At 62.1% G+C, this 25,613-nt stretch carries 24 protein-coding genes and 1 pseudogene; 11 read left to right on the forward strand and 14 right to left on the reverse strand.

The window, feature by feature from the left end; translation table 11 throughout:
- Positions 1–94: 94 nt before the first annotated feature.
- Both IE061_RS07175 and IE061_RS07180 read right to left on the reverse strand, forming a co-directional pair.
- Positions 95–823 carry a response regulator gene (locus IE061_RS07175; RefSeq protein ID WP_039178626.1) on the reverse strand — a complete coding sequence of 243 codons (729 nt, stop codon included), beginning with the start codon at positions 821–823 and terminating at the stop codon, positions 95–97.
- Between the two features lie 43 nt (positions 824–866).
- The gene (locus IE061_RS07180; RefSeq protein WP_016915376.1) at positions 867–2,561 is read right to left on the reverse strand and encodes an ATP-binding protein; all 1,695 of its coding nucleotides are present in this window, start codon (positions 2,559–2,561) and stop codon (positions 867–869) included.
- A gap of 125 nt (positions 2,562–2,686) precedes the next feature.
- Here IE061_RS07180 and IE061_RS07185 point away from each other — a divergent pair, with 125 nt between their 5' ends.
- Complete coding sequence (locus IE061_RS07185) at positions 2,687–3,433, forward strand: DUF481 domain-containing protein (RefSeq protein ID WP_193461299.1); 747 nt, start codon at positions 2,687–2,689, stop codon at positions 3,431–3,433.
- Positions 3,434–3,442: 9 nt separating this feature from the next.
- Here IE061_RS07185 and IE061_RS07190 read toward each other — a convergent pair whose 3' ends face one another.
- Genes IE061_RS07190 through IE061_RS07200 form a run of 3 tightly spaced genes read right to left on the reverse strand, consistent with a single transcriptional unit; the run spans position 3,443 to position 6,061 of the window.
- Complete coding sequence (locus IE061_RS07190; protein WP_193461300.1) at positions 3,443–4,216, reverse strand: ABC transporter permease; 774 nt, start codon at positions 4,214–4,216, stop codon at positions 3,443–3,445.
- A gap of 10 nt (positions 4,217–4,226) precedes the next feature.
- Entirely contained in the window at positions 4,227–5,009 is a 783-nt protein-coding gene (locus tag IE061_RS07195; RefSeq protein WP_193461301.1) for an ABC transporter ATP-binding protein, read from the reverse strand.
- Positions 5,009–6,061, reverse strand: coding sequence for an ABC transporter substrate-binding protein (locus IE061_RS07200; protein ID WP_227407274.1), 1,053 nt, complete (start codon positions 6,059–6,061; stop codon positions 5,009–5,011). The genes IE061_RS07195 and IE061_RS07200 overlap by 1 nt, the downstream gene beginning before the upstream one ends.
- Positions 6,062–6,318: 257 nt before the next feature.
- Between IE061_RS07200 and IE061_RS07205 the strand changes: the two are divergent.
- Positions 6,319–6,549: pseudogene (locus IE061_RS07205) on the forward strand (BCCT family transporter); the annotation flags it as partial.
- Between the two features lie 44 nt (positions 6,550–6,593).
- Here IE061_RS07205 and IE061_RS07210 read toward each other — a convergent pair.
- Positions 6,594–7,415 (reverse strand): flagellin N-terminal helical domain-containing protein, encoded by an 822-nt coding sequence (locus IE061_RS07210; protein WP_081136028.1) that lies wholly within the window; start codon positions 7,413–7,415, stop codon positions 6,594–6,596.
- Positions 7,416–7,497: 82 nt separating this feature from the next.
- On the reverse strand, positions 7,498–7,917 hold the full coding sequence (folK, locus tag IE061_RS07215) for a 2-amino-4-hydroxy-6-hydroxymethyldihydropteridine diphosphokinase (RefSeq protein WP_081135911.1): 420 nt from the start codon (positions 7,915–7,917) through the stop codon (positions 7,498–7,500).
- A 248-nt stretch (positions 7,918–8,165) separates the two neighbouring features.
- Between folK and IE061_RS07220 the strand changes: the two genes are divergently transcribed.
- A complete protein-coding gene (locus IE061_RS07220) occupies positions 8,166–8,915 on the forward strand; it encodes an SDR family oxidoreductase (protein ID WP_193461303.1) in 750 nt (249 codons plus the stop codon).
- A 66-nt stretch (positions 8,916–8,981) separates the two neighbouring features.
- Here IE061_RS07220 and ybiO read toward each other — a convergent pair whose 3' ends face one another.
- The 5 genes from ybiO to trhO all read right to left on the reverse strand — a co-directional run bounded on the left by ybiO (position 8,982) and on the right by trhO (position 14,851).
- The gene (ybiO, locus tag IE061_RS07225) at positions 8,982–11,336 is read right to left on the reverse strand and encodes a mechanosensitive channel protein (RefSeq protein WP_444542706.1); all 2,355 of its coding nucleotides are present in this window, start codon (positions 11,334–11,336) and stop codon (positions 8,982–8,984) included.
- Between the two features lie 271 nt (positions 11,337–11,607).
- Positions 11,608–12,039: a YqaA family protein gene (locus IE061_RS07230; protein WP_081135907.1), complete on the reverse strand. Its 432-nt coding sequence runs from the start codon at positions 12,037–12,039 to the stop codon at positions 11,608–11,610.
- Between the two features lie 16 nt (positions 12,040–12,055).
- Positions 12,056–12,880: an IclR family transcriptional regulator domain-containing protein gene (locus IE061_RS07235; protein ID WP_096921839.1), complete on the reverse strand. Its 825-nt coding sequence runs from the start codon at positions 12,878–12,880 to the stop codon at positions 12,056–12,058.
- Between the two features lie 101 nt (positions 12,881–12,981).
- On the reverse strand, positions 12,982–13,782 hold the full coding sequence (locus IE061_RS07240) for an enoyl-CoA hydratase (protein ID WP_193461305.1): 801 nt from the start codon (positions 13,780–13,782) through the stop codon (positions 12,982–12,984).
- Between the two features lie 109 nt (positions 13,783–13,891).
- The gene (trhO, locus tag IE061_RS07245; RefSeq protein ID WP_193461306.1) at positions 13,892–14,851 is read right to left on the reverse strand and encodes an oxygen-dependent tRNA uridine(34) hydroxylase TrhO; all 960 of its coding nucleotides are present in this window, start codon (positions 14,849–14,851) and stop codon (positions 13,892–13,894) included.
- Between the two features lie 256 nt (positions 14,852–15,107).
- On the opposite strand from trhO, the gene IE061_RS07250 reads away from it, so the two are divergent.
- Positions 15,108–15,797 carry a pirin family protein gene (locus IE061_RS07250; RefSeq protein WP_193461307.1) on the forward strand — a complete coding sequence of 230 codons (690 nt, stop codon included), beginning with the start codon at positions 15,108–15,110 and terminating at the stop codon, positions 15,795–15,797.
- A 53-nt stretch (positions 15,798–15,850) separates the two neighbouring features.
- Here IE061_RS07250 and serA read toward each other — a convergent pair whose 3' ends face one another.
- Positions 15,851–17,095, reverse strand: a complete 1,245-nt coding sequence (gene serA / locus IE061_RS07255) for a phosphoglycerate dehydrogenase (protein ID WP_081135900.1) — start codon at positions 17,093–17,095, stop codon at positions 15,851–15,853.
- Positions 17,096–17,369: 274 nt separating this feature from the next.
- Here serA and IE061_RS07260 point away from each other — a divergent pair, with 274 nt between their 5' ends.
- From IE061_RS07260 to djlA, 4 genes are read left to right on the forward strand one after another with little or no spacing between them, the layout of a single operon-like run.
- Entirely contained in the window at positions 17,370–17,654 is a 285-nt protein-coding gene (locus tag IE061_RS07260; protein ID WP_081193414.1) for an exodeoxyribonuclease VII small subunit, read from the forward strand.
- A complete protein-coding gene (locus tag IE061_RS07265; protein WP_193461308.1) occupies positions 17,648–18,541 on the forward strand; it encodes a farnesyl diphosphate synthase in 894 nt (297 codons plus the stop codon). The genes IE061_RS07260 and IE061_RS07265 overlap by 7 nt, the downstream gene beginning before the upstream one ends.
- A 39-nt stretch (positions 18,542–18,580) precedes the next feature.
- Complete coding sequence (gene dxs / locus IE061_RS07270; RefSeq protein WP_193461351.1) at positions 18,581–20,491, forward strand: 1-deoxy-D-xylulose-5-phosphate synthase; 1,911 nt, start codon at positions 18,581–18,583, stop codon at positions 20,489–20,491.
- Positions 20,492–20,519: 28 nt separating this feature from the next.
- Complete coding sequence (djlA, locus tag IE061_RS07275) at positions 20,520–21,281, forward strand: co-chaperone DjlA (RefSeq protein ID WP_193461309.1); 762 nt, start codon at positions 20,520–20,522, stop codon at positions 21,279–21,281.
- Positions 21,282–21,500: 219 nt separating this feature from the next.
- Here djlA and ribA read toward each other — a convergent pair whose 3' ends face one another.
- Positions 21,501–22,136 carry a GTP cyclohydrolase II gene (ribA, locus tag IE061_RS07280; RefSeq protein ID WP_039178678.1) on the reverse strand — a complete coding sequence of 212 codons (636 nt, stop codon included), beginning with the start codon at positions 22,134–22,136 and terminating at the stop codon, positions 21,501–21,503.
- Positions 22,137–22,355: 219 nt separating this feature from the next.
- Between ribA and hemE the strand changes: the two genes are divergently transcribed.
- From hemE to IE061_RS07295, 3 genes are all read left to right on the forward strand, one after another.
- Positions 22,356–23,471 carry a uroporphyrinogen decarboxylase gene (gene hemE / locus IE061_RS07285; RefSeq protein WP_016915400.1) on the forward strand — a complete coding sequence of 372 codons (1,116 nt, stop codon included), beginning with the start codon at positions 22,356–22,358 and terminating at the stop codon, positions 23,469–23,471.
- A complete protein-coding gene (gene speE / locus IE061_RS07290) occupies positions 23,468–24,328 on the forward strand; it encodes a polyamine aminopropyltransferase (RefSeq protein WP_193461310.1) in 861 nt (286 codons plus the stop codon). Before hemE ends, speE begins: the two co-directional genes overlap by 4 nt.
- 87 nt (positions 24,329–24,415) lie before the next feature.
- Positions 24,416–25,426: an amino acid ABC transporter substrate-binding protein gene (locus IE061_RS07295; protein ID WP_193461311.1), complete on the forward strand. Its 1,011-nt coding sequence runs from the start codon at positions 24,416–24,418 to the stop codon at positions 25,424–25,426.
- Positions 25,427–25,613 lie beyond the last annotated feature (187 nt).

The following is a 25,613-nucleotide window of genomic DNA, read 5'->3' on the forward strand; positions in this document are numbered from 1 at the left end:
TTACACTGCGAACGTTAGAAGAAAGCCACCTTTCAGGACAAGCTTGTGACCATAAACGACAAATTGTTCTTTATGGTCGTTTTGTTCATTTTGTTCACGCATCCAGCCAGCCGTGATCGCCCTTCAATAAGCGGTAGCGCCGCTCGGGTCGCCCAACATCCCCGTAACCCAGCTCGGCGCCTACGGCCTGCTCGGCCACGAGAAACTCCAGATAGCGGCGTGCCGTCGAACGGCTGGCGCCCATGGTACGCGCCACCTGCATGGCGGTCAGGGCGCCGCTGTCTGCTGCCAAGGCTTCTACCACACGGCGCAGGGTCAAGCGGTCGATGCCCTTGGGCAAGCTGCGCTGAGGGGCGCGTGCAGGCTCGCTGGGCGTCACCCGGGCCAGCACATGGTCCAGCTCGTCCTGGTTCAGCTCGGCTCGGTTGGCCAGCGCCTCCCGTTCGCGCCGAAAACGCGCCAGCATCTGGTTCATTCTTGCCGCTTCGATGGGTTTGATCAGGTAATCGAACACCCCGCCACGCAGCGCCTCGCTGATGGTCTCCACCTCACGGGCCGCCGTCACCATGACGATATCCACGTGCACATGGTCGCGACGAATCGACCACAAAAGCTCCAGCCCTTCCACGTCGGGCAGGTAGGCATCCAGCAGAATCAGCTGTATTTGCGAGGCGTGTTCGGCCATCAGCGCTTTGGCTTCGCTGCCGTTGCGCGCCATACCCACCACATAAAAACCGTCGCTTTGCTCGATGAAGGCGCGGTGAATATCGGCGATGCGGAAATCGTCTTCGACGACCAGAATGCCGTATTGCGTCGCAGACATGCGTCATCCTCTTGTTAACGTCGTTATTATGAGTGTGAACCGTTTAGCCTGGTGGGCCGGGTTCATCGCTGCGGGCACATAGCGAGCGGTCCAGCACGGCAATGAAACAGGCGCCCCCCAGCTCGCTCTCTTCCAGGGTGATCGCGCCACCGTGCTGGCGACACAGCCGCTCCACCAGCGCCAGGCCAATGCCGCGGTGCTTGCCGGTCTTGGTCGAAAAGCCCTCCTTGAAGATCGACCCGGCGTGCTCCGCAGGGACCCCTGCCCCATTGTCTTCGACCTCGACCAACAGCTGTTCGCCCAAATCGGTGAAGAACAGCCGTACCTTGGGTTCGCTGGCGTGGGGGCCGTTCAGTGCCGCATGGCAGGCATTATCCAGCAAATTGCCCACCACGCTCATCATGACCTCTTGCCCCGTTGCGGTCAGCGGGCAGGAGAGCGAGCTTTGTTCGTCGATTTCCAGTGCCACGCCCAGTTCACGGGCGCGGGTCAGTTTACCCAGCAGCGTGCCGCTCAGCACCGCATCGGCCACATGGCGCATCAGAAAGTTCATCTGTGCCTGGGCACGCTCGGTTTCCTGATGAATCAGGGCCAGCGCCTCCTCGATGCGCTGCAACTGCAGCAGCCCGGAAATGGTGTAGAGCTTGTTGGAGAACTCGTGGGCCTGGGCGCGCAGCATGTCCACATCGCGGCTGGCCTGGGTCAGCGCCTGGGAGAGGTCGATGATTTCCCGGCGGCTACGGAAGGTCGCCACGGCGCCTTCGATCTCGCCCTCGTGAATGATGGGCACACGGTTGACCACTACCGGGTGATCCCCCAGCCACATTTCCTGGTCGAACTCCTGTTCACCGCGTCTGAGCACCTCCAGCAGGCGGGAGTTGGGCACTACCTCGCGGATGGGCTGCCCCAACAGCACGTGCTCGTCGGGCAGCTCTAAAAAGCGGCGCGCCTGCTGGTTCACCAGGGTAATGTGGCCGTCTCGATTGACCGCCAGAATACCTTCGTGAATCGATTGCAGGATGGCTTCCTTTTCCATGGCGAGACGGGCAATTTCGTAGGGTTCGAGGCCGAGAATGATCTTCTTGAGGTGCTGCGACAGCCAATAAGCGCCGGCAAACCCGAGCACGATCATCATGGCCACCAGTATCCAGCCCAGCTTGGTGTAGCGCGCCACGTCCATGTCCACGCGATCGAGCATGAAGCCGACGGAAACCACGCCGATGATGTTGCCCTCCTCATCCCAAATCGGCGTTTTGCCGCGCATGGCGGTGCCCAGGGTGCCGGTGGCTTCGGACACGTAGGATTGACCATAGATCAGCGCTTGATCATTATCATCCCCCACCATGCGCTCGCCGATGCGCTCGGGCACCGGGTGGGAGTAGCGTATCGACTGGGCATTGCCCACTACCACGTAGCGCGCGCCCGTCTCCTGGCGTACCCGCTCGGCCAGCGGCTGAATGAAGTGGGAGGGCTCGGGCGTGGAGAAGGCATCGACGATTTGCGGCATGGCCGCCACGGTCTTGGCGACCGCCAGCGCCCGCTCGCCCATTTGATAGGTGATAATGTCGGCTTTACGGTAGTTCAGGTAGGTCCCTTGGGCCAGCAGCATACCCGCCAGCAGCAGGCCCACCAGGATCATGACCTGTAAGCGAAAGCTGCGTTTGTACCAGCGTCGCTTGGCGCGCGTGCGACGCCAGCGCTGCAGTTCGGCCAGGGTGCGTGGGCGGGGCTCGGTCATAAGGGAACTCGTGATGCGCAAGAGCGTCATTATGGCACGCACCGCCAGGCGGCGTTAGGCTTTGCGCTTTTTCACCCAGCGGCTTATATACTCCCTGCCCACCGCAACACTCAAGGAGGAGAAAAGTGCGACACCTTTCACGCTACCTGTTACTGGCCAGCTGCCCGCTCTGGGCGGGGGCTGCCGCAGCCAACCCCTTTTATGCGCCACCGCCGCCCCAGGAAGATGCGCCCATCTTCAGCGGCGACGCCGAGCTTGGTTTCAACCAGCTCTCCGGCAATACCGACAGCCGCACGCTGATCGGCAAAACACTGCTCACCTGGCTGACCGGCGACTTCACCCACTCGTTTCGGGCAGAAGTGCGCAATGTCAGCAAGGATGGCAACACCAGCGCGGAGCAGTACCTCGTGGCGGGGCGGGAGCGCTATGACTTCAACGGCCCGCATTATCTGTTTGGGTTTGCCCGCTGGGAAAAGGACCGCTTTGCGGGCTACGATCAGCAGCTCACCGCCATCGGTGGCTATGGTCGACAGATTGTAGATGGCGAGCGCCACTATCTTTCCCTGGAAGCAGGGCCCGGCTATCGCCATGACCGGCTGCGTGACGATGAGAACGAGCAACTGGGCGTGGCCTACTCGGCGCTGGACTACCGCTGGGAATTCTCCCAGTTCGCGGATCTGCGCCAGGAGATGTCGGTGGAGTATACCCATGAGAACACCACCTCGCGCTCGCTGTCGGCCCTCACGGCACGCCTGAACTCTCGGCTGTCGTTGCGCCTGTCTCATGAGATCAAGCGCAACTCCCAGCCCCCCGAAGAGGCCAGCGAGCGGACCGACCATACCACCAGCGCGTCGCTCCTCTACCGCTGGTAGCCTGACCGCCTATTGGCGCTGCTGCCCGCGGTGTGCCCAGGCGGTCATGCGCTTTTCCAGCAGCGAGAACAGCTCGTACATCACCATGGCCATGGCGCTGATCACCAGCAGCCCGGCAAATACCAGCCCCATGCGCATCTGTGAGCCCGCGCTCATCATGAGGTAGCCAATGCCCTGGTTGGAGGCCACGGTCTCGGACACCACCGTGCCCACGAAGGCCAGCGTGATGGCGATTTTCAGCGAGGCGAAGAAGTACGGCAGCGAACGCGGCAAGCCCACCTTGAGCAGCACATCGATGCGCCGTGCGCCCAGCACTCTCAGCACATCTTCCATCTCAGGCTCCAGGGTCGCCAGGCCGGTGGCCACGTTCACCACGATGGGGAAGAAGCAGATCAGGAAGGCGGTGAGTATTGCGGGCACCGAGCCGATGCCGAACCAGACCACCAGAATGGGCACGAAGGCCACCTTGGGAATGGCGTTGAACCCCACCAGCAGCGGGTAGCAGGCGTTGTACAAAAAGCGCGACGAGCCGATGCTGAAGCCCAGCAACAGCCCCACGGCAACGCCCAGGCCAAAGCCAATCAGCGTGGTCCAGAAGGTTTGCCAGGAGTGCTTGCCGATGGGCCCGGCGTAGGTCACCAGCGCCTGAACCGTGTCCAGCGCGCTGGGAAAAATAAAGCTGGGCACGTTGAACAGGCGTACCGTCACTTCCCAGATCACCACCAGCCCCGCCATGGCGATCCAGGGAGCCAGCCGCTCGGCCAGCTTGCGATTGTGGTTCATGGGCATTCCTTCAGGCGCTGCGCACTTCACCGATCTGGGCGCGCAGCGACTGCACCAGGTCAATGAACGGTTTCTGGTAGGTGGTTTCCAGCGCCCGAGGGCGAGGCAGTTCGATGGAGCGCCGCTCGATCACGCGCCCCGGACGACGGCTCATGACATAGACGGTGTCGGCCAGGAAAGCGGCTTCGCGCAGGTCATGGGTCACCAACACCACGGTAAAGCGTTGGGCTTCCCACAGGTCACGCAAGACGCACCAGAGCTCTTCACGGGTGAACGCATCCAGCGCGCCAAAGGGCTCGTCCAGCATCAGCAAGCGCGGCCGATGAATCAGCGCGCGACAGATGGACGCTCGCTGCTGCATGCCCCCCGACAGCTCCCAGGGGTACTTGTTTTCATGCTCGGCCAGGCCCACCGTCTCGAGCAGCGCCCGAGCCCAGCCTTTGAACTCTTCCCGGCGCTTGCGAAACTGCTGCCGATAGGGCTCGACGATTTCCAGCGGCAGCAGCACGTTGTCCAGAGTGGTACGCCAGGGCAGCAGGTTGGCATTCTGGAACGCCATGCCGGTGATTTTCAAAGGCCCGGTCACGGGCAGCCCATCCACCTGGATGCTTCCCTGCGTAGGGGCATGCAGGCCGGTACACAGCTTCATGAAGGTGGATTTGCCACACCCTGACGGCCCCACGAAGGCGACGAACTCGCCTTCGTGGATCGACAGGTCGATATCTTCGATGGCGTTGCCCGAGCCGTCGTACGCCAGGCTGACGTCATCGAAGCGGACGAACGCTGCCGACATCACTCCGCCTCCGGCAGCAGCATGCGCTCTTCTACCGGCGGCAGGTAGCGGGAGTCAAAGACCTGATCGGGGGATGGCAACGTGGGCAGATCGTAAGCATCCGCCACCAGTTGAATCGCCTGGCTCAACCGCTCGTCATCCACACCGCCCACGCCATATTCACGGGCATCGGGGGTATCCACCACGCTCTCCAACGCCAGCTTCAGGCGACGCGTTTCCATCTCGACATCGATCAGGCCGTCGCGGTTACGCACGTACTCGATGGCTGCTTCGGGGTCTGCCAGGGTCTCTCCCAGCGCACGGTTGAAGGCGCGCAGAAAGCCCTGCACGGCCTCGGGGTTGGCATCGGCAAAGGCATCACTGACCAGAATCGCGTTGCCGTACAGCGGGACGCCGTAGTCGGGGAACGGCATGATGGTCAGCTCGTCTTCGCTCATGCCGCGCTCTTCCAGGTTGAGCAGGCTGGTGAAGTAGAAGCCGGTGATGGCATCGACATCGCCCCGGGTCAGCAGGGTTTCGCGTAGCGCAGGGTCGACGTTTTGCCACGCCACCGCGTCGGCCTCCAGCCCATTGGCAGCGGCAAAGATGCCCCAGGCGCGATAGCCGGTGTCGAAGGCCGGGGCGGCGATGGTCTTGCCTGCCAGGTCAGCGGGGCTCTCGATGCCGCTCTCCTTGCGCGCAAACACCGCCGCGGGCGTGCCGTCATAAACGATATAGACGCCCTTGATGCCGGGGCCTTCCGGGTTTTCCGCAAGGAATTCGACCAGCGCGTTGAGATCGCCAAAGCCCATCTCATAGGCGCCCGAGGCCACCCGGTTCACCGCCCCTGCAGAGCCGCTTCCCGAATCGATCTGAACCTGCAGACCTTCTTCGGCGAAGTAGCCTTTTTCCGCCGCCATCAGAAACGGCGCTGCCGGGCCTTCGAAACGCCAGTCCAGCTGGAAGCGAATCGAGGTCGTCTCGGCAGCAGCGCCGAGCGGCATCATCAGCACCGCGCCAAATAGCGCTAGCGGAAACAAAGGGGAACGGGCAGTACGGGAACGGATCAGCATGGCAGTGAGCACCTTGTATACAAAGTTGAAGAGGCTCTGCAGCAACACTGCCATCTTTTGCTTTTTACTGTTCATTCATGCGCTTAGATAAGCGAACGGGTCCCTCATTGCGCCAGAAAGTGCCAAAATGGTGCGCACCACACCCATCTCGCACCATTAGAAAACATTTTGGCCAAATCGTTAGACTTTGGTCTAACCCGACGGTATACTGTGCTCAGTTTCCTGTCCTCGCGCCATTCATTGAATGGCGCTTTTTTTTGGTTCTGGCGGTGGCGGTGCTCGCCCCTTTGGCGACGACCGTCTGGTTCACGCTGCTGGGCGGTACCGGCATTTACTACCAATTGACCGACGTGATCGATATCACCGAGGCACTCGAAAACTTCCAGTTCGACGTGGCTACCCTCACCGTGGCCCAGGCACTGCCTGGCGGCACCTGGATGGCCATGGCCATCTTGCTGCTGACCACCATCTTCGTGGCCGCAAGCGGCTTATGCCATGGCGCGAGAGCAAGGGCTCATCGACTGATCTCGGCTTACAAGCCTTGCAGCAGCCGTAGAATCACCTGCGGCTGCTGGTTGACCTGAGCCAGCATGGAGATGCCGACCTGCTGCAACAGCTGGGCACGAATCAGGTTGGAAACTTCCTGCGCGTAATCGGCGTCCTGGATGCGTGACTGGGCGGCAGAGGTGTTGATGATGTTGGTATTGAGCCCGTCGATCACGCTTTCGAAGCGGTTCTGCACGGCGCCCAGGTAGCTGCGCTGGCGGTCGACCAGCTTCATGGCTTCATCCACCACGTCCATGGGCTTGCCGGTGGCCGTGCCATCGTCCAGCACGCTAAAACCTTCCAGACCAAGCGCCTGAAGCCCCATGGCGGAAAAACGAATGCCAATCACATCCCCCGCATTGGCACCCACCTGAATGTTCAGGGTCCGATCTGCGTTGATCAGAGGAATGCCGTTGAAGTTACTCTGCTCAGTGACACGGGTGATCTCTTCCAGGCGCTGATCGATTTCCAGCTGAATAGAGGCCAAATCTTCGGAAGAGTTGGTGCCGTTGAGGGCTTGAACGCTCAGCTCACGGATACGTTGAAGGTTGTCGTTGATCTGGTTCAGCGAGCCTTCCGCCGTTTGCACCATGGAAATGCCATCGTTGGTGTTACGAATGGCCTGGGTCATGCCTCGAATCTGCGCGCCCATGCGATTGGCAATGGCCTGACCAGCGGGGTCGTCCTTGGCGCTATTGATACGCAAGCCGGAAGACAGGCGCTGCATGGAGGTCTGCATGGCCTGCTGGCTCGTACGCAAATTGTTCATCACCAGCAGCGACGTGATGTTGGTCGCAAGGCTAAGCACGGGCATGACCTCGAAAGTAAACGCGCAGGGCACGATTAGCGTAATTATCGGCCGCCCCCCCGAAAACGTGAGGCCTGTCGCATCAATTATGTCGGACAGGGCCCGCACTGATTAGCGAGCGCCCGCTGTCGGCTAGCACGGCATCGACTGGGCCACGCACGTAGTCGTGCTGAAAATAGCTTTCGTCCACTATCTCGCCATCCCAGGCCACGATGTCCAAATCCATGGTACGTGGCCCCGACTTGATCAGCCCACGCACGCGTCCCAGGCGATGCTCGACATCCTTCAAATAGGCCTTGAAGGCGCGCCGCTCCAGCGTGGTGCGAACCACCAGCGCAGCATTGAGAAAGTCGGGCTGCTGCTGAAAGCCAACCGGCGCCGTACGAACAGCCTCCGAGTGGGCGACCAGCTCACACTCGCTGCTCAAAATGTCCAGTGCTCGGGCAAAATGGTGCTCGGGTTCGATATTGGAACCCAGTGAAATCACGCACTCATGATGCATGGTGTCAGTCGCTCCATGTGACGACGTTGATGGCATAGCAGCATTCCATATAAAAACCGTGATGGGGTAACCAGTTCAGGACACTGTCGAACCGCCATGGCACTCCAAAAAATAGCTCACTCAGGCTTTCTACAGAGTAAACCGCCACGCATTTCGTTCAAGCTCTGTACAATTTATTGACAAACGCTGCGCTCACGCAGAAAGTCAGCTGACCACCCAATAATAATCTTCCGTATAGGGAGCAACCCATGGGAAACCCTGCTGCACTCGTCACCGGTGGCGCCACCCGCCTTGGCCGCCACTTTTCCGAAGCGCTGGCCGACAAGGGCTTCGATATCGCGCTGCATGTCAACAGCTCGCGAACCGAGGCCGAAGAGGTCGCGGAACGCATCCGGAGCAAGGGGCGAGATTGCGAGATCTTGCCCTGCAACTTTCTGGAAGACCCGCTGGACGCGTTGATTGCCCACGCCAAGGCTCGTTTCCCAGGGCTTTGCGTACTGCTCAACAGCGCCAGTGCCTATGAGCCTGCACCCATCGCCCAGACAAACCTGGCCATGCTGGAGACCCAGTTTCGGGTCAATATGTTCACCCCGCTGCTATTGACGCGCCACTTTGCCGAGGTGGTCAAACACGGCCAGGTCATCAATATCATCGACAACAAGGTGGCTTACCATCAGTACCCTTATGCGGCCTACCTGCTATCCAAGAAAAGTCTGGCAGACATGACGCGCATGGCGGCGCTGGAGTTTGCACCTCGCCTACGCATCAATGGCATCGCCCCTGGCGTCGTGCTGCCCGCATCACAGCGCACCAGCGACTATGTTCAGTGGCGCATCGAGGGTATTCCTGCCGATCACCAGGGAAGCCCAGCGCATCTCGTACAAGCCTTGTACTACTTGCTGGACAACGACTTCGTGGTGGGCCAGGTGCTGTTCGTGGACGGCGGGGAGTCCATCAACCTGGTGGGACGTCACTCAGAAAATTATCCGGGCGAGTGAGCCTGGCAGACTCTGCGCATACGACAAGGCCGCCCGAAGGCGGCCTTGTCGCTGATGCGGCGAGGATCACACTTCCTCATCGTCGGGCTTGTGGTGCTCAGCCTCTTGCTGACTCGGTGCTTTTCCACGACGAGGGTGATGGCGGTCATCCACTTCGAGCTCTGCTCGTTTGGGCTGCCCTGCCGGGCTACCATCGATGGTGAAGTCCTGTTTCATGACACGCAGGTTGGCAGGCGGCGCAGAGCCGGACTTGTCCTGCCCGAAGTACAGGGTGGTATGCGGGAACGGAATCTCGATACCCGCCGAGTCGAAGCGCATTTTGACGAGGCGATTGTACGCCCGGCCAACGCCCCACTGGTCACCCGGCGTGGTCTTGATGACCACACGGATATTGACCGAGCTATCGGCCAGCGCGGTGACGCCCGCCACGGTCATGTCTGCCAGCAGCTTGTGACCATGCTCTTCGCTGGCCTTGAGGTCTTCGAAGGCCAGCTGGAGCTGAGCAATGGCATCGTCGATGTTCTCGCGGTAGGCAATACCGTATTCGCCCACGTGATTACCGTACTCACGCATGTAGTTGGAGACCGTATCCACACTGGAGAACGGCACGATATGGTAGGTGCCGGAAAGGTCGCGAATACCCACCGAACGTATGCTCAACCGCTCAGCAGTGCCGGTAATACCGCCTACGGTCACGACATCGCCAGTATTCATGGCGTTTTCGACCTGGATGAAGACGCCGGTGATGACATCCTGCACCAGTCTCTGGGCACCGAAACCGATCGCCAGACCCAGCACACCGGCACCGGCAATCAGCGGCCCGATGTTGATGCCGATCTCCGACAGAACGATCATGCCGGTAATGGTCACCATGGCAATGGCCAGTGCATTACGGAACAGGCTAAGCAGCGTCTTGGCACGCGCCGAGGGCTCCCCGTCGCCCGTCTCGGGGTTCAGCTTGTGCTCGATCAGGCTTGCCAGCCCCAGCCATACGCCCAGCGATACGATCAGAATGACCGCCACGCTGATCAGGTTGCCCACCAGGTTGGCACCGCGCTCGGAAGCGTACCAGGCGGCGAGATTGAACGCTCCCCAGGCATCCAGCACCACCATGATCACAGCCACGACAATGATGGTGCGCAGCACGCGCAGGGCATTGGGCACGTAGCTGTTCAGGCGCGCTTCCAGCAGCGGCAGCTTGCGCCGCAGGTCATCCGACAGCTGAATACGACGGCCGATGGTCTGGGTGAGGAAGGTGGACAGCAGCAGCCCCACCACCACCGCCACCAGCGTTTTCAGCGTGGCCATGAGCACGAAGGGCAGCGCATCGCCCGGGCGGGTCAGGGTCAGTACGAACACCATCAGGAAGTAGAGCAGAGCAAACAGGTGCCACGTACGAGCGAACAGGTGCAGCGAGACACGACTGGCCATCAGCGTCGAACGGTCGCCCATCAGGTTCAGGTTATTCCGCAGTCGAACACGGTTCTTCAGCACCACCGCCACGGCATAGACGAAGGCCAGCAGCATGATGAAGGTGCCCACGGCCTGCCCCAAGGTCGGGGCCAGGTAATAGTTGACCAGCGGTACGACCACCATCAGGCCATAGCCCACCATACCGATCAGGCGGGCGATCCAGCGATTCCAATAGGAGGCTTCCTGGGCAGAAATATGCAGCAGCCGCAGTCCCTCATAGCGGGAGGAGAACAGCATGCGCACTGCCGCCTTGAGCAGCTCGATGATCAGGAACGCGTTCAGGAACAGCGAGGCCCGGGTAGACAGCTCGCCCGTTTCGCCCACCGCAAACGTGGCGATCAGATTGCCGCCCACGTAGGCCAGCGCCACCAGCAGCACATCTACTACCGCGGCAAGCGCCACGCATAGCACGAGACGCAGCACCGGGGTCAGGTTGCCACCGGCCAACGACCAGGCACTGAGCTTGGTAAACAGCGTCTTGGCGAGACGACGGAAGGTAAAGAACAGGGCAAACGTGGCAATGATGACAATGCCGAGATTGATCGCGGCATTGGTGAAGTCGGCCATATTGAAGGTGCCGCCCCCCTGCCCCGTGAACAGGTTGCCGACGATCGAGACGGCCTGCTCTAGCTGCCCACCCACATCGCTCACCGTGCGGCTGGTCAACTCTGCCAGCTGGCGCGGCAGCGAGACGTCTTCAGGAGAGACATTGCCACCGGCAGCCGCGGCTTCCGGGGAGAGCTCGTTGGCCAGTGCGGGAGGTAGCGCCGATGCCTGATGGCGCAGCAGCTCAATCAGCTCCTGGCGAGCCTGCTCATCTTCCAGCAAGTCCGCCAGCGCAGAATACGAGGGCGGCTGCTCGGCACTCGTATTCGACGCTTCATTGTCAGCGCCTAGCGTGGTTTGCGCCATGGCTGGCCCGGCCAGCAAGGCGAACAGCGTCAGCATCCAGACGCCTAGCCAAGGTAGTAAACGTAGTGACGTCACACCATAACCTCCCTTTGGGTGAGTTTTTGCGATCCTGCGACTTGCCAAGAACCTGTCTATGCGTGCCCGCACAGACACGTCCACACAGAATAGTGCATCCATCAGGAATGCAAACCTGACATAACATACGCTAGGATAACATGCCTGACTGCCAGAGAGGTTATCGCGACTGCTTTCGGTGCACCAACGAAAACACCCTCGCGCAGTTTTCAGGCAATCGCATAGCAGTGCCTTATTGGCAGTAAGGGGCCAGCCACTGCTGGGCCATGACGATCAACAGCGCATAGCGCGCGCCCTTGGCCAGCACGATCCAAAGCAGCGCCCGCCACCAGGCCAAGCGCATGACGCCGGCCAGGACGGTGAGCGGGTCGCCCACCACCGGTAACCACGAGAACAGCAGGCTGTACTCACCAAAGCGATGGTACCAACGCTCTGCGCGGGCCAACCCTTGCGGTGATGCAGGGAACCAGCGACGGTCCTGAAACTGGCGGGCATAGCGGCCCATGGCCACGTTGATCACGCTGCCCAGCGTATTGCCCGCCGTGGCGACCAGCCACAACCCCAGCGCGGGCTCACCCAGGCACCAGAGCCTGGCCAGCCACACTTCAGAGCCGCCCGGCAGTAGTGTGGCACTGGCTAGTGCCACCCAAAACAGACTAAACATGAGCAATCATCGGCAATTAACGAGGCCGCTGGCCACCCATTTGCAGGGTGATGTCGTCGGCCGTGCGACGCACCAGCGCCCCCAACGCCAGCAGGCGATCTTCTGGAATGCGCGCCATGGGCCCGGAAACGGAAATGGCCGCCAAGGGGGTGGCGTGCTCATCGAAAATACACGCGGCCACGCAGTGCAGGCCAATGGCGTGCTCTTCACGGTCACAGGCAAAGCCCTGGGCACGAATGGCGGCCATTTCCGCCAACAGCGAATCGACCTGATAGCGCGTGTTTTCCGTGACGCGCGCCAGCTCATACCCGCCTGCCAGCAGCGCGTTGCGCTCCTCTTCGCTCATCCAGGCCAGCAGCGCCTTGCCTACCCCAGAGGCGTGCAGCGGTGCCCGCGACCCCAGCCGCGTGATCATGCGCATCATTTGCGGCGATTCGTTCTGGGCCAAAAACACCGCCGTGGCGCCATCGCGAATGCCCAGGTTGGCCGTTTCGCCGGTCTCTGCCGTCAGGCGGCGCAAAAACGGACGGCTTTTCGCCACCACGTCGCGGGCTTCCAGAAAGCTGTTGCCAATGCGGAAGGTTTTCACGTCGATGCGCCACAGGCCTTGCTCGCTCTCCTGGGTGACGAACCCCTGGCTTTGCAGTGCCTGAAGTAGCCGGTGGGTCGTGGAAGGCGCCAAGTCTGCCTGTTCGGCGAGCTCCGAGAGCGCCAGCCCCAGCGGGCTGGCCGCCAGGTATTCGAGCAGCGTGAGGCCGCGTACCAACGATTGGCTATGCCCGCCGCTGGCTTTGGTGGCTCCCGCCGGACGTCCGACTGACCTGCGCTTTACTTCACTCACCTGGCACTCTCCTGAGGGCGCGTTAACATTCATAAATCAGCAGGATAACGCGCCCCGGCGGCCATGTCGCGTTTACGGAAACAAATTCCACCAATGGATCGCTAGCGGTGCCGCCAGACCGGCGGGCGTTTTTCGATAAACGCATCGATGCCCTCGACCACGTCCTCAGCCAGCATGTTGCAGGCCATGGTGTCTCCGGCAAAGGCGTAGGCTTCTTCCAACGGCATCGCCAGCTGGCGCGCAAACATGGCTTTACCGGTGCGCACCGCCACCGCACTCTTGGCACAGATGCTCGATGTGAGCGCCTCCACTGCCGAGTCCAGCGTTCCCTCTTCTGCGACGCGGTTGATCAACCCCCACTCCGCCGCCTGGTCGGCGCTGATGAAGTCGCCGGTCAGCAGCATCTCCATGGCTCGCTTACGCGGTACGTTGCGCGACAGCGCTACGGCCGGGGTCGAGCAGAACAGGCCGACATTGATACCGGAGACCGCAAAACGCGCGCTGCTGGCCGCCACGGCCAGATCGCAGCTGGCAACGAGCTGGCAGCCCGCGGCGGTGGCGATCCCCTGCACCTTGGCAATCACCGGTACGGGGAAGTGAACGATGGTTTGCATCACCTTGCCACAGCGAGCGAACAGCGCCTGGTAATAGGCCTGCTCGGAGTGCGCGCGCATCTGCTTCAAATCATGCCCCGCGCAGAACGCTCGGCCATTGGCGGCCAGTACCACGCAGCGTACCTGGTCATCCTGGGCGATCTCGTCCAGCGCCGTTTGCAGCGCTTCCAGCATGGCTTCCGAAAGCGCATTGAAGCGCTCCGGCTGGTTGAGCGTGAGGGTGACGACGCCGTCCTGCGCGGTGCGCAGCAGGCAGTCGTCGAGGGAAGCAACGTGTGAAGAGGGCATGGCAGGCTCCTGAGCAAAACGTGCTGCTCAGTTTAGCGGCTGCCCGGCGCGCTGATCGCTCACTACGACCAAAGTGGCCTCTTGCAAGGCAAGCGGCCACGGGGTCGGGTTACGCTTTGTCGTGGGCCGCCTGGCGGGGGTTGTAGCCCAGCGGATGGGGTTCACCGCGGGCCTTGGCCAGCTCGATCTGGCGCTGGCGTTCGCGGGCAGCGGCGCGGGTCTTCTCGGGCAGCGAGTCGATGCAGTGCGGGCAGCTGATGCCGGGCTCGTAGGCCGACGACTGCATGTCTTCCTGAGAGATCGGCATGCGGCAGGCGTGGCACTGCTCGTGCTCGCCCTCGGTGAGATCATGGCGCACGGTGACGCGGTTATCGAACACGAAGCACTCGCCGCGCCACAGCGACTGCGATTCCGGCACCTTTTCCAGGTAATTGAGCACGCCGCCCTTCAAGTGGTAGACCTCTTCGAAGCCCTCTTTCAGCATGAAGCTGGAGGCTTTCTCGCAGCGAATGCCGCCGGTGCAGAACATCGCCACCTTCTTGTGCTGCTCCGGGTTGTAGTGCTGGCGCACGTACTCGGGAAACTCGCGGAACGTGGTGGTCTTGGGGTCGACCGCGCCTTCGAAGCTGCCAATCGCGACTTCGTAGTCGTTACGGGTATCGATCACCAGCACTTCCGGGTCGGAGATCACGTCGTTCCAGTTTTCCGGCTCGACGTAAGTGCCCACGGTGTCGTTGGGGTCGATGCCCGGCACGCCCAGCGTCACGATCTCCTTTTTCAGCTTCACCTTGGTGCGGTAGAACGGCGGCTCGTCGCAGAAGGACTCTTTATGGTCGATATCGGCCAGGCGCGGGTCGGCGGTCAGCCAGGCCAGCAGCGCATCGATGCCTTCACGGCTGCCGGCCACGGTGCCGTTGATGCCCTCTTTGGCCAACAGCAGCGTGCCTTTGACGCCATTGGCCAGCATGGTCTGGTGCAGCGGCTCGCGCAGCGCTTCGAAGTCGTTCAGGGTGACAAATTTGTACAGCGCAGCCACCACGATGGGCGGTGTGGAAGTGGGGGTCGTCATGCAGTGCTCCTGGTAGTCGCCCTCGCAAAGGGCGGACCGGGTGAATAATCCCGCGCATGATAGCAAAAAGCGCGCCGCGCGTGCATCTGCACGCACCTGCCAGCCACCCTCCTGACGGCCCTCAATCGTCGATTATTTCGACGCCATCATTGAGAAAGCTTCACCCCACGCAGGGCGCTCTCGGTCGTATAGTAGGCAACATAGAGTAGGCAACATAGAGTAGGCAACAACCTGACTGATCAACGAGGTACCGTTCATGAAGATTCGTCGTTCCAACGAGCGCGGCTATGCAGACCACGGCTGGCTGCGCTCGTACCACACCTTTTCGTTTGCCAATTACATGGACCCTGAGCACATGGGCTTTCGTGCCCTGCGGGTCATCAATGAAGACCGGGTCGCCCCGGGCCACGGCTTTGGCGCCCACCCCCACCGGGATATGGAGATCATCTCCTACGTGCTCGAAGGTGAGATGGAGCACAAGGACAACATGGGCAACGGCGAGGTCATGCGCCCCGGCGACGTACAGCGCATGTCAGCGGGCACAGGGGTAGTGCATAGCGAGTTCAACCACTCCCAGCAAAACGGCCTGCACTTTTTACAAATATGGATCCAGCCAGCCCAGCGGGGCATCGCGCCCAGCTACGAGCAGAAGGCCTTCCCCTCGGCCGAACGCCAAGGCCAATGGCGCCTGGTCGCGTCGCAGAGCGGCCGAGAAGGGTCAGTGAGCGTCAATCAGGACGTCAATCTGTACGCCAGCCTGCTGAGCGCGGGTGATCAGCTGGCGGCGCCGCCCTCCCGTTATGCCTGGCTGCATGTGGTGAAAGGGACCATCGAGGTGAACGGACAAACCCTGCGCACCGGCGACGCGGTGGCTTTCAACCCAGGCGAGGACTTTGCAGTGGCAGGCAGCGAGGCCAGTGAAGTCCTGCTGTTCGACCTGGCCTGATACGCAAAACGGCCCTTTCGGGCCGTTTTGTGACGCTGCGCGGGTCGGTAATATCAGCTGTTCTGCGCCGAGTAGAGAACGCGAATCTTCAGCGTATGCTCTACCTTTTTCAGGGCTTCCAGCGCCTGCGGGCCATAGGCCTTGTCGACGTCGATGACCACGTAGCCCACCTTGTCGTTGGTCTGCAGGTACTGGCCGGAGATGTTGATGCCGTTCTCCGACAGCACGCGGTTGATCTGCGACAGCACGCCGGGCACGTTGTCGTGGATGTGCAGCAGACGGTGTTTGTCCGGATGGGCAGGCAGCGCCACTTCGGGGAAGTTGACCGACGTCACCGTGGTGCCGTTATCCGAGTAGGTGATCAGCTTTTCGGACACTTCGATACCGATGTTCTCCTGCGCTTCCAGCGTCGAGCCACCGATATGCGGCGTCAGGATCACGTTGTGCAGGCCACGCAGCGGGCTCTGGAACTCTTCATCGTTGCCCTTCGGCTCGACCGGGAAGACGTCGATGGCGGCACCGTTCAGCTTGCCAGACTTCACGGCATCGGCCAGCGCTTCGATCTCGACCACACTGCCCCGGGCGGCGTTGATCAGGATCGCACCATCCTTCATGGCAGCGATTTCCTTCGCCCCCATCATCCAGCGGGTAGAGGGCAGGTCCGGCACGTGCAGGCTGACCACGTCCGAACGACCCAGCAACTCCTCCAGGCTGGCGACCTGGCTGGCATTACCCATGCCTAGTTTGGTGATCACATCGTAGTAGATCACGTTGAAGCCCAGTGACTCCGCCAGCACCGACAGCTGAGCACCAATGCTGCCATAGCCCACGATACCCAGCGTCTTGCCGCGCGCCTCATGGGAGTTCTTGGCCGATTTCAACCAGCCCCCCTGGTGCGCCAACGCGTTTTTCTCGGGAATGCCACGCAGCAGCATGATGGCTTCCGCCAGCACCAGCTCGGCCACCGAGCGAGTGTTGGAGTACGGCGCATTGAAGACTGCGATACCGCGCTTGAGCGCCGCATCCAGGTCGACCTGATTGGTCCCGATACAGAAACAGCCCACGCTGACCAGTTTCTCGGCGGCATCGAACACGCGCTCCGTCAACTGCGTCCGGGAGCGAATGCCGAGGAAGTGAACATCACGGATCTTCTCGATCAGTGCCTCTTCATCCAGCGATGTAGAGAGAGACTCGATGTTTTCGTAACCCGCGTTGTGAAAATTGTCCACCGCGCTTTGGTGGACGCCCTCGAGTAGCAGGATCTTGATCTTGCTCTTTTCCAGGGACGTTTTGGCCATGGCTGAATCAACCTCTATGGTCGGCGGCAGGCGCCGTGTATCGGTTCACGGAAGGCCCGTATGGTAGCACAGCCCCCGCCTTTCTCAGCGCTCCCGGATGATGAAAAGTCTGCGTTTTGAAGATGAACCCGGCACACGTCGAGGAATCCCGCCAGCGGGAGGCAGACGCCACCCCCTTGCCTCGGTGTATACTGTGCGTTTATTTGACTGGCATCCGGCCACTTTCGCCGCCCGCACCGAGCACAGGGCCCACGACAAACGGTAGGCATTGACCATGAGCACCCCTCCCCAAGATTTTGCTGCCACGGTGACCGAGCTTGAAACCATCGTGGAACGCCTGGAGTCAGGCGAACTCTCACTGGAAGATGCCCTGACCGCCTTCGAGCAGGGCGTGCGGCTCACGCGCGATGCCCAGCAGCGCCTCGACAGTGCCGAGCTGAAAGTGCGCGCGCTCAGCGAAGCCGCCGAAGGCAAGCTGGACGTGGCTCCCTTCCATGCTGCACCAGAGCCGTCAGCTGCTCAGGGACACGACGACAGCGAGGAAACGCCTCCATGGTAACGGCCCACGACACACCGCTGGTCACGCTGCGCCGCGCCAGCAACGCCCGCGTCGATGCCACCCTGGCGGCGCTGTTCGAGTCTCGGCCCGCCGTCGAGGCGCGCCTGGAGGCAGCCATGCGCCACGGCCTGCTGGTGGGCGGCAAGCGCCTGCGCCCGCTGTTGGTCTATCTGGCGGGGCGCTCCCTGGGAGCAGAAGACGACGCCCTGGACGCCCCCGCGGCGGCCATCGAGCTGATCCACGCCTACTCGTTGATCCACGACGACCTGCCCGCCATGGATGACGACGACCTGCGTCGTGGCCAGCCCACGGTGCACAAGGCCTACGACGAAGCCACGGCCATTCTGGCAGGCGACGCCCTGCAGGCGCTGGCCTTTGAAGTCATGGCCAGCCGCCCGCACCCGCGCCTGGCTGCACTGGTATCTACCCTGGCGGTGGCCGCTGGCCGCGATGGCATGGTGGCCGGCCAGGCGCTGGACCTGGCAGCCGTGGGTGGCCATCCCGATGTCGAGGCACTGGCTCACATGCACGCCCACAAGACCGGCGCGCTGATCGTGGCGGCGGTCCGGATGGGTGGGCTGATCGCCGTCGAGGCCGACGACCCACGCCTGGCGGCACTGATTCGCTATGCGCGGGCCATTGGTCTAGCCTTCCAGATTCACGACGACATTCTCGACGTCACCGGAGACACCGCCACGCTGGGCAAAACCTCCGGTGCCGACGCTGCCCGCGCCAAGCCCACGTATCCCAGCCTGCTCGGGCTGGCGGGCGCCCAGCAAAAAGCGAACGCATTGATCGACGAGGCCATTGCTGCGCTCGCCCCGCTTGGCGAGCCCGCCGCGCCCCTGGCCGATCTTGCCCATTACATGATCGAGCGCGACCACTAACGATGCCTTTCACAACATACCCATGAAAACATGCCGCCTATGAAGCTGTTCGACGAGATACCCCGCGAGCGCCCGGCGACGCCGCTGCTCGACTCCTTTGACCACCCCGCGGCCCTGCGAGCCATGAGTCCTGGCCAGCTGGCGCAGCTGGCCGACGAGCTGCGCGCCTATCTGCTGTATAGCGTCGGTGTCACCGGCGGCCACTTTGGCGCAGGGCTCGGCGTGGTGGAACTCAGCGTGGCCCTGCACCACGCCTTTCACACCCCCAGGGACCGCCTGGTATGGGACGTAGGCCACCAGGCCTACCCCCACAAGATTCTCACCGGCCGCCGTGAAGCCATGCTCGGCATCCGCCAGCACGGCGGCCTGGCCGCGTTCCCCCGCCGCGCCGAATCCGAGTACGACACCTTCGGCGTTGGTCACTCCAGCACCTCGATCTCGGCGGCGCTCGGCATGGCCCTGGCCGCCCAGGCACAAAACGACCCGCGCCGCGTATGTGCCATCATCGGCGATGGCGCGCTCACCGCGGGCATGGCCTTCGAAGCGCTGGCCCACGCCGGGCACGTCAACGCCAACATGCTAGTGGTGCTGAACGACAACGAGATGTCGATCTCCGAGAACGTCGGCGGTATCGCCACCTATCTGGCGCGGATGCTCTCCAGCAAGCCTTACCTGAAAATGCGCGAAGAGGGCAAGAAAGTGCTCTCGCACCTGCCCGGCGCGCTGGAGTTTGCCAAGCGCACTGAAGAGCACATGAAGGGCATGGTGAGCTCCGCAACGCTCTTCGAAGAGATGGGCTTTCACTACGTGGGCCCCATCGACGGCCACGACCTGGACGCGCTGACCCAGACCCTACGCAACCTGCGTGATCAGAAAGGCCCCCAGTTTCTGCATATCAAGACGGTCAAGGGCAAAGGGTTCCTGCCGGCAGAGGCCGACCAGATTGGCTATCACGCCATTACCAAGCTGGAAAAAGTGCCCGCGTCCAGCGCGCCCCCGGTGAAGCCCCCCGCTGCGCCCAAGAAGAAGTACTGCAATGTGTTTGGTGACTGGCTGTGCGACATGGCCGCCGCCGACCCGCGCCTGATGGGCATCACTCCCGCCATGGGCGAAGGCTCGGATCTGATTCGCTTTGCGCAGACCTACCCCGAACGCTATTTCGACGTGGCGATTGCCGAACAGCACGCGGTCACCCTGGCCGCGGGCATGGCCTGCGAGGGCATGAAGCCCGTCGTCGCCATCTACTCGACCTTTCTGCAGCGTGGCTACGACCAGTTGATCCACGACGTGGCCGTGCAGGACCTGGATGTCACCTTCGCCATCGACCGAGCAGGCCTGGTGGGAGAAGACGGCCCGACGCACCACGGCAGCATGGACCTGTCGTTCCTGCGCTGCGTGCCCGGCATGGTGATTCTGGCCCCCGCCGATGAAGCAGAGTGCCGCGCCATGCTCAGCGCCGCCTACCACCACCCGGGCCCGGCCGCCGTTCGCTACCCCCGTGGCACCGGCCCCGGCGTGGCCATTCCAGACCATCTGGAGCCCATGGCGATTGGCCAGGCCGAGGTTCGTCGCACCAGCACCAGCGACGGCATGCGCATCGCTCTGCTGGCCTTTGGCAGCATCAATGGTGCCGCCGCCGAGGTGGCCGAGAAGCTCAATGCAACGCATATCAACATGCGCTCCATCAAGCCGCTGGATCGCGACGCCGTGCTGCACGCCGCCGACGAGCACGAGCTGCTGGTCACGCTGGAGGAGAACGTGATTGCAGGCGGCGCGGGCAGCGCGGTGAATGAGCTGCTCCACGCCGAAGGCGTTCAGGTCGAAGTCCTGAACCTGGGCTTGCCGGACAGCTTCGTCGAACACGGCACCCCCGCCGAGCTGCTGCGCGACTGCGGCCTGGATGCCGCCGGCATCGAAGCGGCCATTCGTTCGCGCCTGCCGTCGCCTTGAGCCTTCTGACTAACTTGTTGAGACCGTTATGCTTTTTTTGATGATTCTGTTTGGTTTGATCGGCCTTGCCAGCGGCGGCCCCGTGGGTCTGCTGGTGGGGGCGGGTCTGGGCTGGTGGTTGGCACGCCAGCTGGGGCGCCGTTTGAATGCCGCCCGCACGCGCTTGCAGGAAGGCTTCCTGGAGTCGATCTTTTCGGTGATGGGCTGCCTTTGCCAGGCCGATGGCAAGGTCACGCCAGGTGAGCTGAGCGTGGCCGAAAAGCTGTTCGACCAGATGCGCTTGCAGGGCGAGCACCGCGCCAAGGCGCGGGCCGCCTTCGAACGGGGCCGTGCCGACGACTTCGACCTGGAGGCCGAGCTGGCCAAGGTCAATCGCCTGACCCAGCGTCAGCCCATTTTGCGCCAAGTATTTTTGCAGGTTCAGCTCAGCGCGATTGCCGCCGACGGGGTCCTGCACCCCGCCGAGCATGAGATGATTCTGCGCGTGGCGCGGGGCGTTGGCTGCAGCGAGGCCGAAGTACAGCAGATCGAAGCCATGCTGCATGGCGCGGCGGCCAACTCTCAAGGCGCCAGCGAGGAAGCTCTGAAGGATGCCTATCGCGTACTGGGCGTGGCCGAAGACGCCAGCGATGCCGAGATCAAGAAAGCGTATCGTCGCCTGATGAGCCAGAATCACCCGGACAAGCTGGCGGGCAAGGGGCTTCCGGAGAGCATGCGCGAGGTGGCGCAGGCCCGCACCAGCGAGATTGGCAATGCCTACGAGCGCATCCGTGCAGCGCGGGGCCAGTAGCCCCGTGACAGGCGTTCAGGCAGTGGCTACAGTGAAGGCTTCACGGTACTGCCTGGAGCCGCCCCATGATCACCCTTTATAGCTTCCCCAACTCCCGCTCGCTGCGTGCCGCCTGGACGCTGGAAGAGCTGGGCCTGGCGTACCAGTGCCACCACGTAGCCCTGGACCAGGGCGCTGGCCCGTGCCGCAGAGAAGGAGCAGGCCGCCAAAGGGTAAGCGCTACCCCTTGCGCTCGATATCCACATCGCTGGCCTGGGTGAAGTCATCCAGTGCCATCATGTGGCCCAGCTTGCCCGCCTTGGTGGCCAGGTACTGCTCGTTATGCGGGTTGAGGCCGGTGGTGATGGGCTGACGCTCCACCACGTTGACCCCATCGCGGGTGAGCGCATCGACCTTGCGGGGGTTGTTGGTCATCAGCTTAAGGGCCGTAACGCCCAGATGCTCGAGCATCGGCACGCAGAGATCATAACGGCGCATGTCGGCACCGAAGCCGAGCTGCTCGTTGGCCTCCACGGTATCCGCCCCCTGGTCCTGCAAGTGGTAGGCGCGAATCTTGTTGAGCAGGCCAATACCGCGCCCCTCCTGACGCAGGTAGAGCAGCACCCCGCGACCTTCGCTGGCAATGCGCTTGAGGGCTTCCTGCAGCTGGTAGCCACAGTCGCAGCGCATGGAAAACAGCGCATCGCCCGTCAGGCACTCGGAGTGCACCCGCCCCAGCACCGGCGCGCCATCGCTCACATCGCCCAGGGTGAGCGCAATATGGTCTTTCCCCGTGGCATCGTCTTCGAAGCCATGCATGGTGAACGTGGCCCAGGGGGTGGGCAGCCGGGAAGCGGCGATGAAGCGAATGGTCACGGATTACCTCACAGATGAACCAGGCCAGTTATCCACATCAGTGTTGGCAAGTGGGCGCATAGTCTAACAGGAAGTGGCGCAAGCCTCACGGATTGGCCGGGGTGCGACGATGTTGGCCAGCCAACAGGCGCCACCGCTGCCCAACTTCACGTACAATTCCTATCGTCGGATGTGCTGACTCCCTTACAATGCGGGCAAATTTTCCAAGAGCAAGTGTTTATGACCACCACACCTTTGCAGAACGACCGTTTTCTTCGCGCGCTGGCGCGCCAGCCTGTCGACCGCACTCCGGTGTGGATGATGCGTCAAGCGGGCCGTTACCTGCCCGAGTACCGCGCCAGCCGCGCCGATGCGGGCAGCTTCATGGACCTGTGCCGCAATCATGACCTGGCCTGTGAAGTCACCCTGCAGCCGCTGGAGCGCTACCCGCTCGACGCCGCCATCCTGTTCTCGGACATTTTGACCATCCCCGATGCCATGGGGCTGGGCCTGTACTTCGAAACCGGCGAAGGTCCCAAATTCAAGAAGACCGTACGCACCGCCGAAGAAGTCGCCGCGCTCACCGTGCCCAATGCCGAGCGCGACCTGGACTACGTGATGCGGGCGGTCTCCACGATTCGCCGTGAGCTCAACGGCCGTATGCCGCTGATCGGCTTTTCCGGCAGCCCCTGGACGCTGGCCACCTACATGGTAGAAGGCGGCTCCAGCAAGGACTTCCGTCACCTGAAGACCATGCTGTACGACACGCCCGACACCATGCACCAGTTGCTGGACACCCTGGCGCAAGCGGTCACCGACTACCTGAACGCTCAGATTCGCGCAGGCGCTCAAGCCGTACAGATTTTCGATACCTGGGGCGGCGCGCTGTCCACACCGGCCTACCTGGAGTTCTCGCTGCGCTACATGGAGCAGATCGTCTCCGGGCTAATCCGCGAGCACGACGGTCGCCGCGTACCGGTGATTCTGTTCACCAAGAACGGTGGCCAGTGGCTGGAGCACATTGCCTGCGCCGGTGCCGACGCATTGGGCATCGACTGGTCCACCGAGCTGTCCGACGCCCGCGCTCGCGTGGGCCATAAGGTGGCCCTGCAGGGTAACCTGGACCCCAACGTGCTGTTTGCGCGCCCTTCGGCCATTCGTGCGGAAGTGGCTCGCGTACTGGAGAGCTACGGCCACGGCCCTGGCCACGTTTTCAATCTGGGCCATGGCATCAGCCAGTTCACCAACCCTGATCATGTCACCGCCTTCATGGAGGCGCTGCACGACTTGAGCCCGCAGTACCATCAGGGCATTCCGACTCAATCGAACGACTCATGCCCAGGAGCCAAGCAATGAGCGACCTACGCGACGACCAGTGGTTTACCGAAGTCTTTGATAGCCACGGCAGCGCTTTCTCGCTGAAAGTTTCTGAAAAACTGCTGGATGTGCAAAGCCCCTACCAGCACCTGGAAGTGTACGCCACCGAGACCTACGGCAACCTGATGGTGCTGGATGGCTGCGTGATGCTCACCGACCGCGACAACTTCCTGTATCACGAAATGATCGCCCACCCGGCGCTGTTCACCCATCAGGACCCCAAGCGCGTGGTCATCATTGGTGGCGGCGACTGCGGCACCTTGAAAGAAGTGCTGCGCCATCCGAGCGTCGAGAAGGTCACCCAGATCGATATCGACGAGGAAGTCACCAAGGCCGCCGAGCGCTTTTTCCCCGAACTCGTGGAAGCCAACGGCGACCCCCGCGCCGAGCTGCTGTTTGCCGACGGCGTGAAGTGGGTGGATGACGCGGCCGACGAGAGTATCGACCTGCTGATCATCGACTCCACCGACCCGGTCGGCCCGGCCGAAGGCCTGTTCAAGACCGACTTCCTGAAACGCTGCCACCGTATTCTGAAAAGTGGCGGAGTGATGGTGCAGCAGAGCGAGTCGCCGCTTTACCATAGCGGTTCGATCATTCGCGAACTGCGCAACGACATGCGCGAAGCGGGCTTCGACAGCGTGGCCACCTTGCCCTTCCCCCAACCGGTCTACCCCTCTGGCTGGTGGAGCGTGACGTTGGCAGGTAAAGGCACCAGCGTTGAAAGCTTCCGCGAAGAAGCTGCCGCCAGCCACGAAATGCCGCTACAGTACTACACAGCAGAGGCCCATCGTGGAGCCCTGGCGCTGCCCCCCTTCATGCGCAAAGCCTTTGCGTGAGAGCGGGCATCGTTAGTGGAAGAGCCGGGCGCTGCTCGGCTTTTTTATGCGCGCAGATCGGCGCGCTTCGACGTCAAGGAATCACACATGAAGAGTGTTCGTTGGTTGGGAGTAGGGGCCAGCCTGTTGGCACCGGCCATCGCCATGGCCAGCACGTTGGACACCGTCCAGAATCGCGATAGCCTGCGTTGCGGCGTGAATGCCGCCCAGCCCGGTTTCTCGTCACTGGATGACGACGACCAGTACCGGGGCCTGGATACCGACATCTGCCGCGCCATTGCCGCCGCCGCGCTAGGCGATGCTAACAAGGTGGACTTCGTGCCGCTGGACTCCGTGGAGCGTTTCACGGCCCTTCAGTCCGGTGAAGTGGATGTCCTGTCGCGCACCACCACCTGGACCTCCAGCCGCGATACCACGCTGGGCATGCACTTTACCGGCGTCAGCTATTACGACGGCCAGGCCTTCATGGTCGCCAGCGACCTGAACGTACAGAGTGCCAAGGAGCTGGACGGCGCCGCGGTATGCACCCAATCGGGCACCACCAGCGAACTGAACCTGTCCGATTACTTCAGGGTTCACGGCATGACCTATGATGCCGTGGTCTTCGACTCTCCCGAGCAGTCGATTGCCGGGTTCGAAGCAGGCCGCTGCGATGTGCTGAGCTCCGATGCCTCGCAGCTCTATGCCCAGCGGATGCAGCTGGCCGACCCCGACATGGCCGTGGTGCTGCCCGAGATCATCTCCAAGGAGCCGCTGGGCCCGGCCGTGCGCCAGGGCGACGACCAGTGGTTCAATATCGTCAAATGGACGCTGTTTGCCATGCTCAATGCCGAAGAGCTGGAAGTCACCCAGGCGAACGTGGACGAGCAGCTCGACAGCGACAACCCTGACGTACAGCGCCTGCTGGGCCAGGATGGCGATTTCGGCAGCCCCATGGGCATCAGCGCCGACTGGGCCTACCAGATCGTCAAGCAGGTAGGTAATTACGCGGACGTTTATGACCGCAATGTCGGCACAGGGTCGGACTTCAACATTGCCAGAGGCCTCAACGGGCTATGGAAAGACGGTGGCATTCAGTACGCCCCGCCGATTCGCTGATCGGCGAACGTCAGTAGCTTTCTCCCCGCGCCAGCGGCTACGCACCAAAACAGAGCATCGCGTAGCCGCTGGCACTCTTTTTTTGCACCAATACTTTCGATAAATTCGCTGATTTTACGTTGAAAACCGCTGAATTTGCCGACATATCTTTTTTGGCACCTTCCTTGCTAGCTTTTAGGCATGCATC

Origin of the sequence: Vreelandella hamiltonii, assembly GCF_014651795.1 — a bacterium.
Lineage (GTDB): Bacteria > Pseudomonadota > Gammaproteobacteria > Pseudomonadales > Halomonadaceae > Vreelandella > Vreelandella hamiltonii.

Coding starts and splice junctions, on each gene's coding strand:
- IE061_RS07220 (WP_193461303.1), top strand. CDS start 8,166: ATGGGAAACCCTGCTGCACTCGTCACCGGTGGCGCCACCCGCCTTGGC.
- trhO (WP_193461306.1), bottom strand. CDS start 14,851: ATGACGACCCCCACTTCCACACCGCCCATCGTGGTGGCTGCGCTGTAC.
- folK (WP_081135911.1), bottom strand. CDS start 7,917: ATGCATCATGAGTGCGTGATTTCACTGGGTTCCAATATCGAACCCGAG.
- djlA (WP_193461309.1), top strand. CDS start 20,520: ATGCTTTTTTTGATGATTCTGTTTGGTTTGATCGGCCTTGCCAGCGGC.
- IE061_RS07175 (WP_039178626.1), bottom strand. CDS start 823: ATGTCTGCGACGCAATACGGCATTCTGGTCGTCGAAGACGATTTCCGC.
- ybiO (WP_444542706.1), bottom strand. CDS start 11,336: ATGCTGACGCTGTTCGCCTTGCTGGCCGGGCCAGCCATGGCGCAAACC.
- IE061_RS07200 (WP_227407274.1), bottom strand. CDS start 6,061: ATGCTGATCCGTTCCCGTACTGCCCGTTCCCCTTTGTTTCCGCTAGCG.
- IE061_RS07180 (WP_016915376.1), bottom strand. CDS start 2,561: ATGACCGAGCCCCGCCCACGCACCCTGGCCGAACTGCAGCGCTGGCGT.
- dxs (WP_193461351.1), top strand. CDS start 18,581: ATGAAGCTGTTCGACGAGATACCCCGCGAGCGCCCGGCGACGCCGCTG.
- IE061_RS07295 (WP_193461311.1), top strand. CDS start 24,416: ATGAAGAGTGTTCGTTGGTTGGGAGTAGGGGCCAGCCTGTTGGCACCG.
- hemE (WP_016915400.1), top strand. CDS start 22,356: ATGACCACCACACCTTTGCAGAACGACCGTTTTCTTCGCGCGCTGGCG.
- IE061_RS07265 (WP_193461308.1), top strand. CDS start 17,648: ATGGTAACGGCCCACGACACACCGCTGGTCACGCTGCGCCGCGCCAGC.
- IE061_RS07260 (WP_081193414.1), top strand. CDS start 17,370: ATGAGCACCCCTCCCCAAGATTTTGCTGCCACGGTGACCGAGCTTGAA.
- serA (WP_081135900.1), bottom strand. CDS start 17,095: ATGGCCAAAACGTCCCTGGAAAAGAGCAAGATCAAGATCCTGCTACTC.
- IE061_RS07230 (WP_081135907.1), bottom strand. CDS start 12,039: ATGTTTAGTCTGTTTTGGGTGGCACTAGCCAGTGCCACACTACTGCCG.
- IE061_RS07195 (WP_193461301.1), bottom strand. CDS start 5,009: ATGTCGGCAGCGTTCGTCCGCTTCGATGACGTCAGCCTGGCGTACGAC.
- IE061_RS07190 (WP_193461300.1), bottom strand. CDS start 4,216: ATGAACCACAATCGCAAGCTGGCCGAGCGGCTGGCTCCCTGGATCGCC.
- speE (WP_193461310.1), top strand. CDS start 23,468: ATGAGCGACCTACGCGACGACCAGTGGTTTACCGAAGTCTTTGATAGC.
- IE061_RS07240 (WP_193461305.1), bottom strand. CDS start 13,782: ATGCCCTCTTCACACGTTGCTTCCCTCGACGACTGCCTGCTGCGCACC.
- IE061_RS07250 (WP_193461307.1), top strand. CDS start 15,108: ATGAAGATTCGTCGTTCCAACGAGCGCGGCTATGCAGACCACGGCTGG.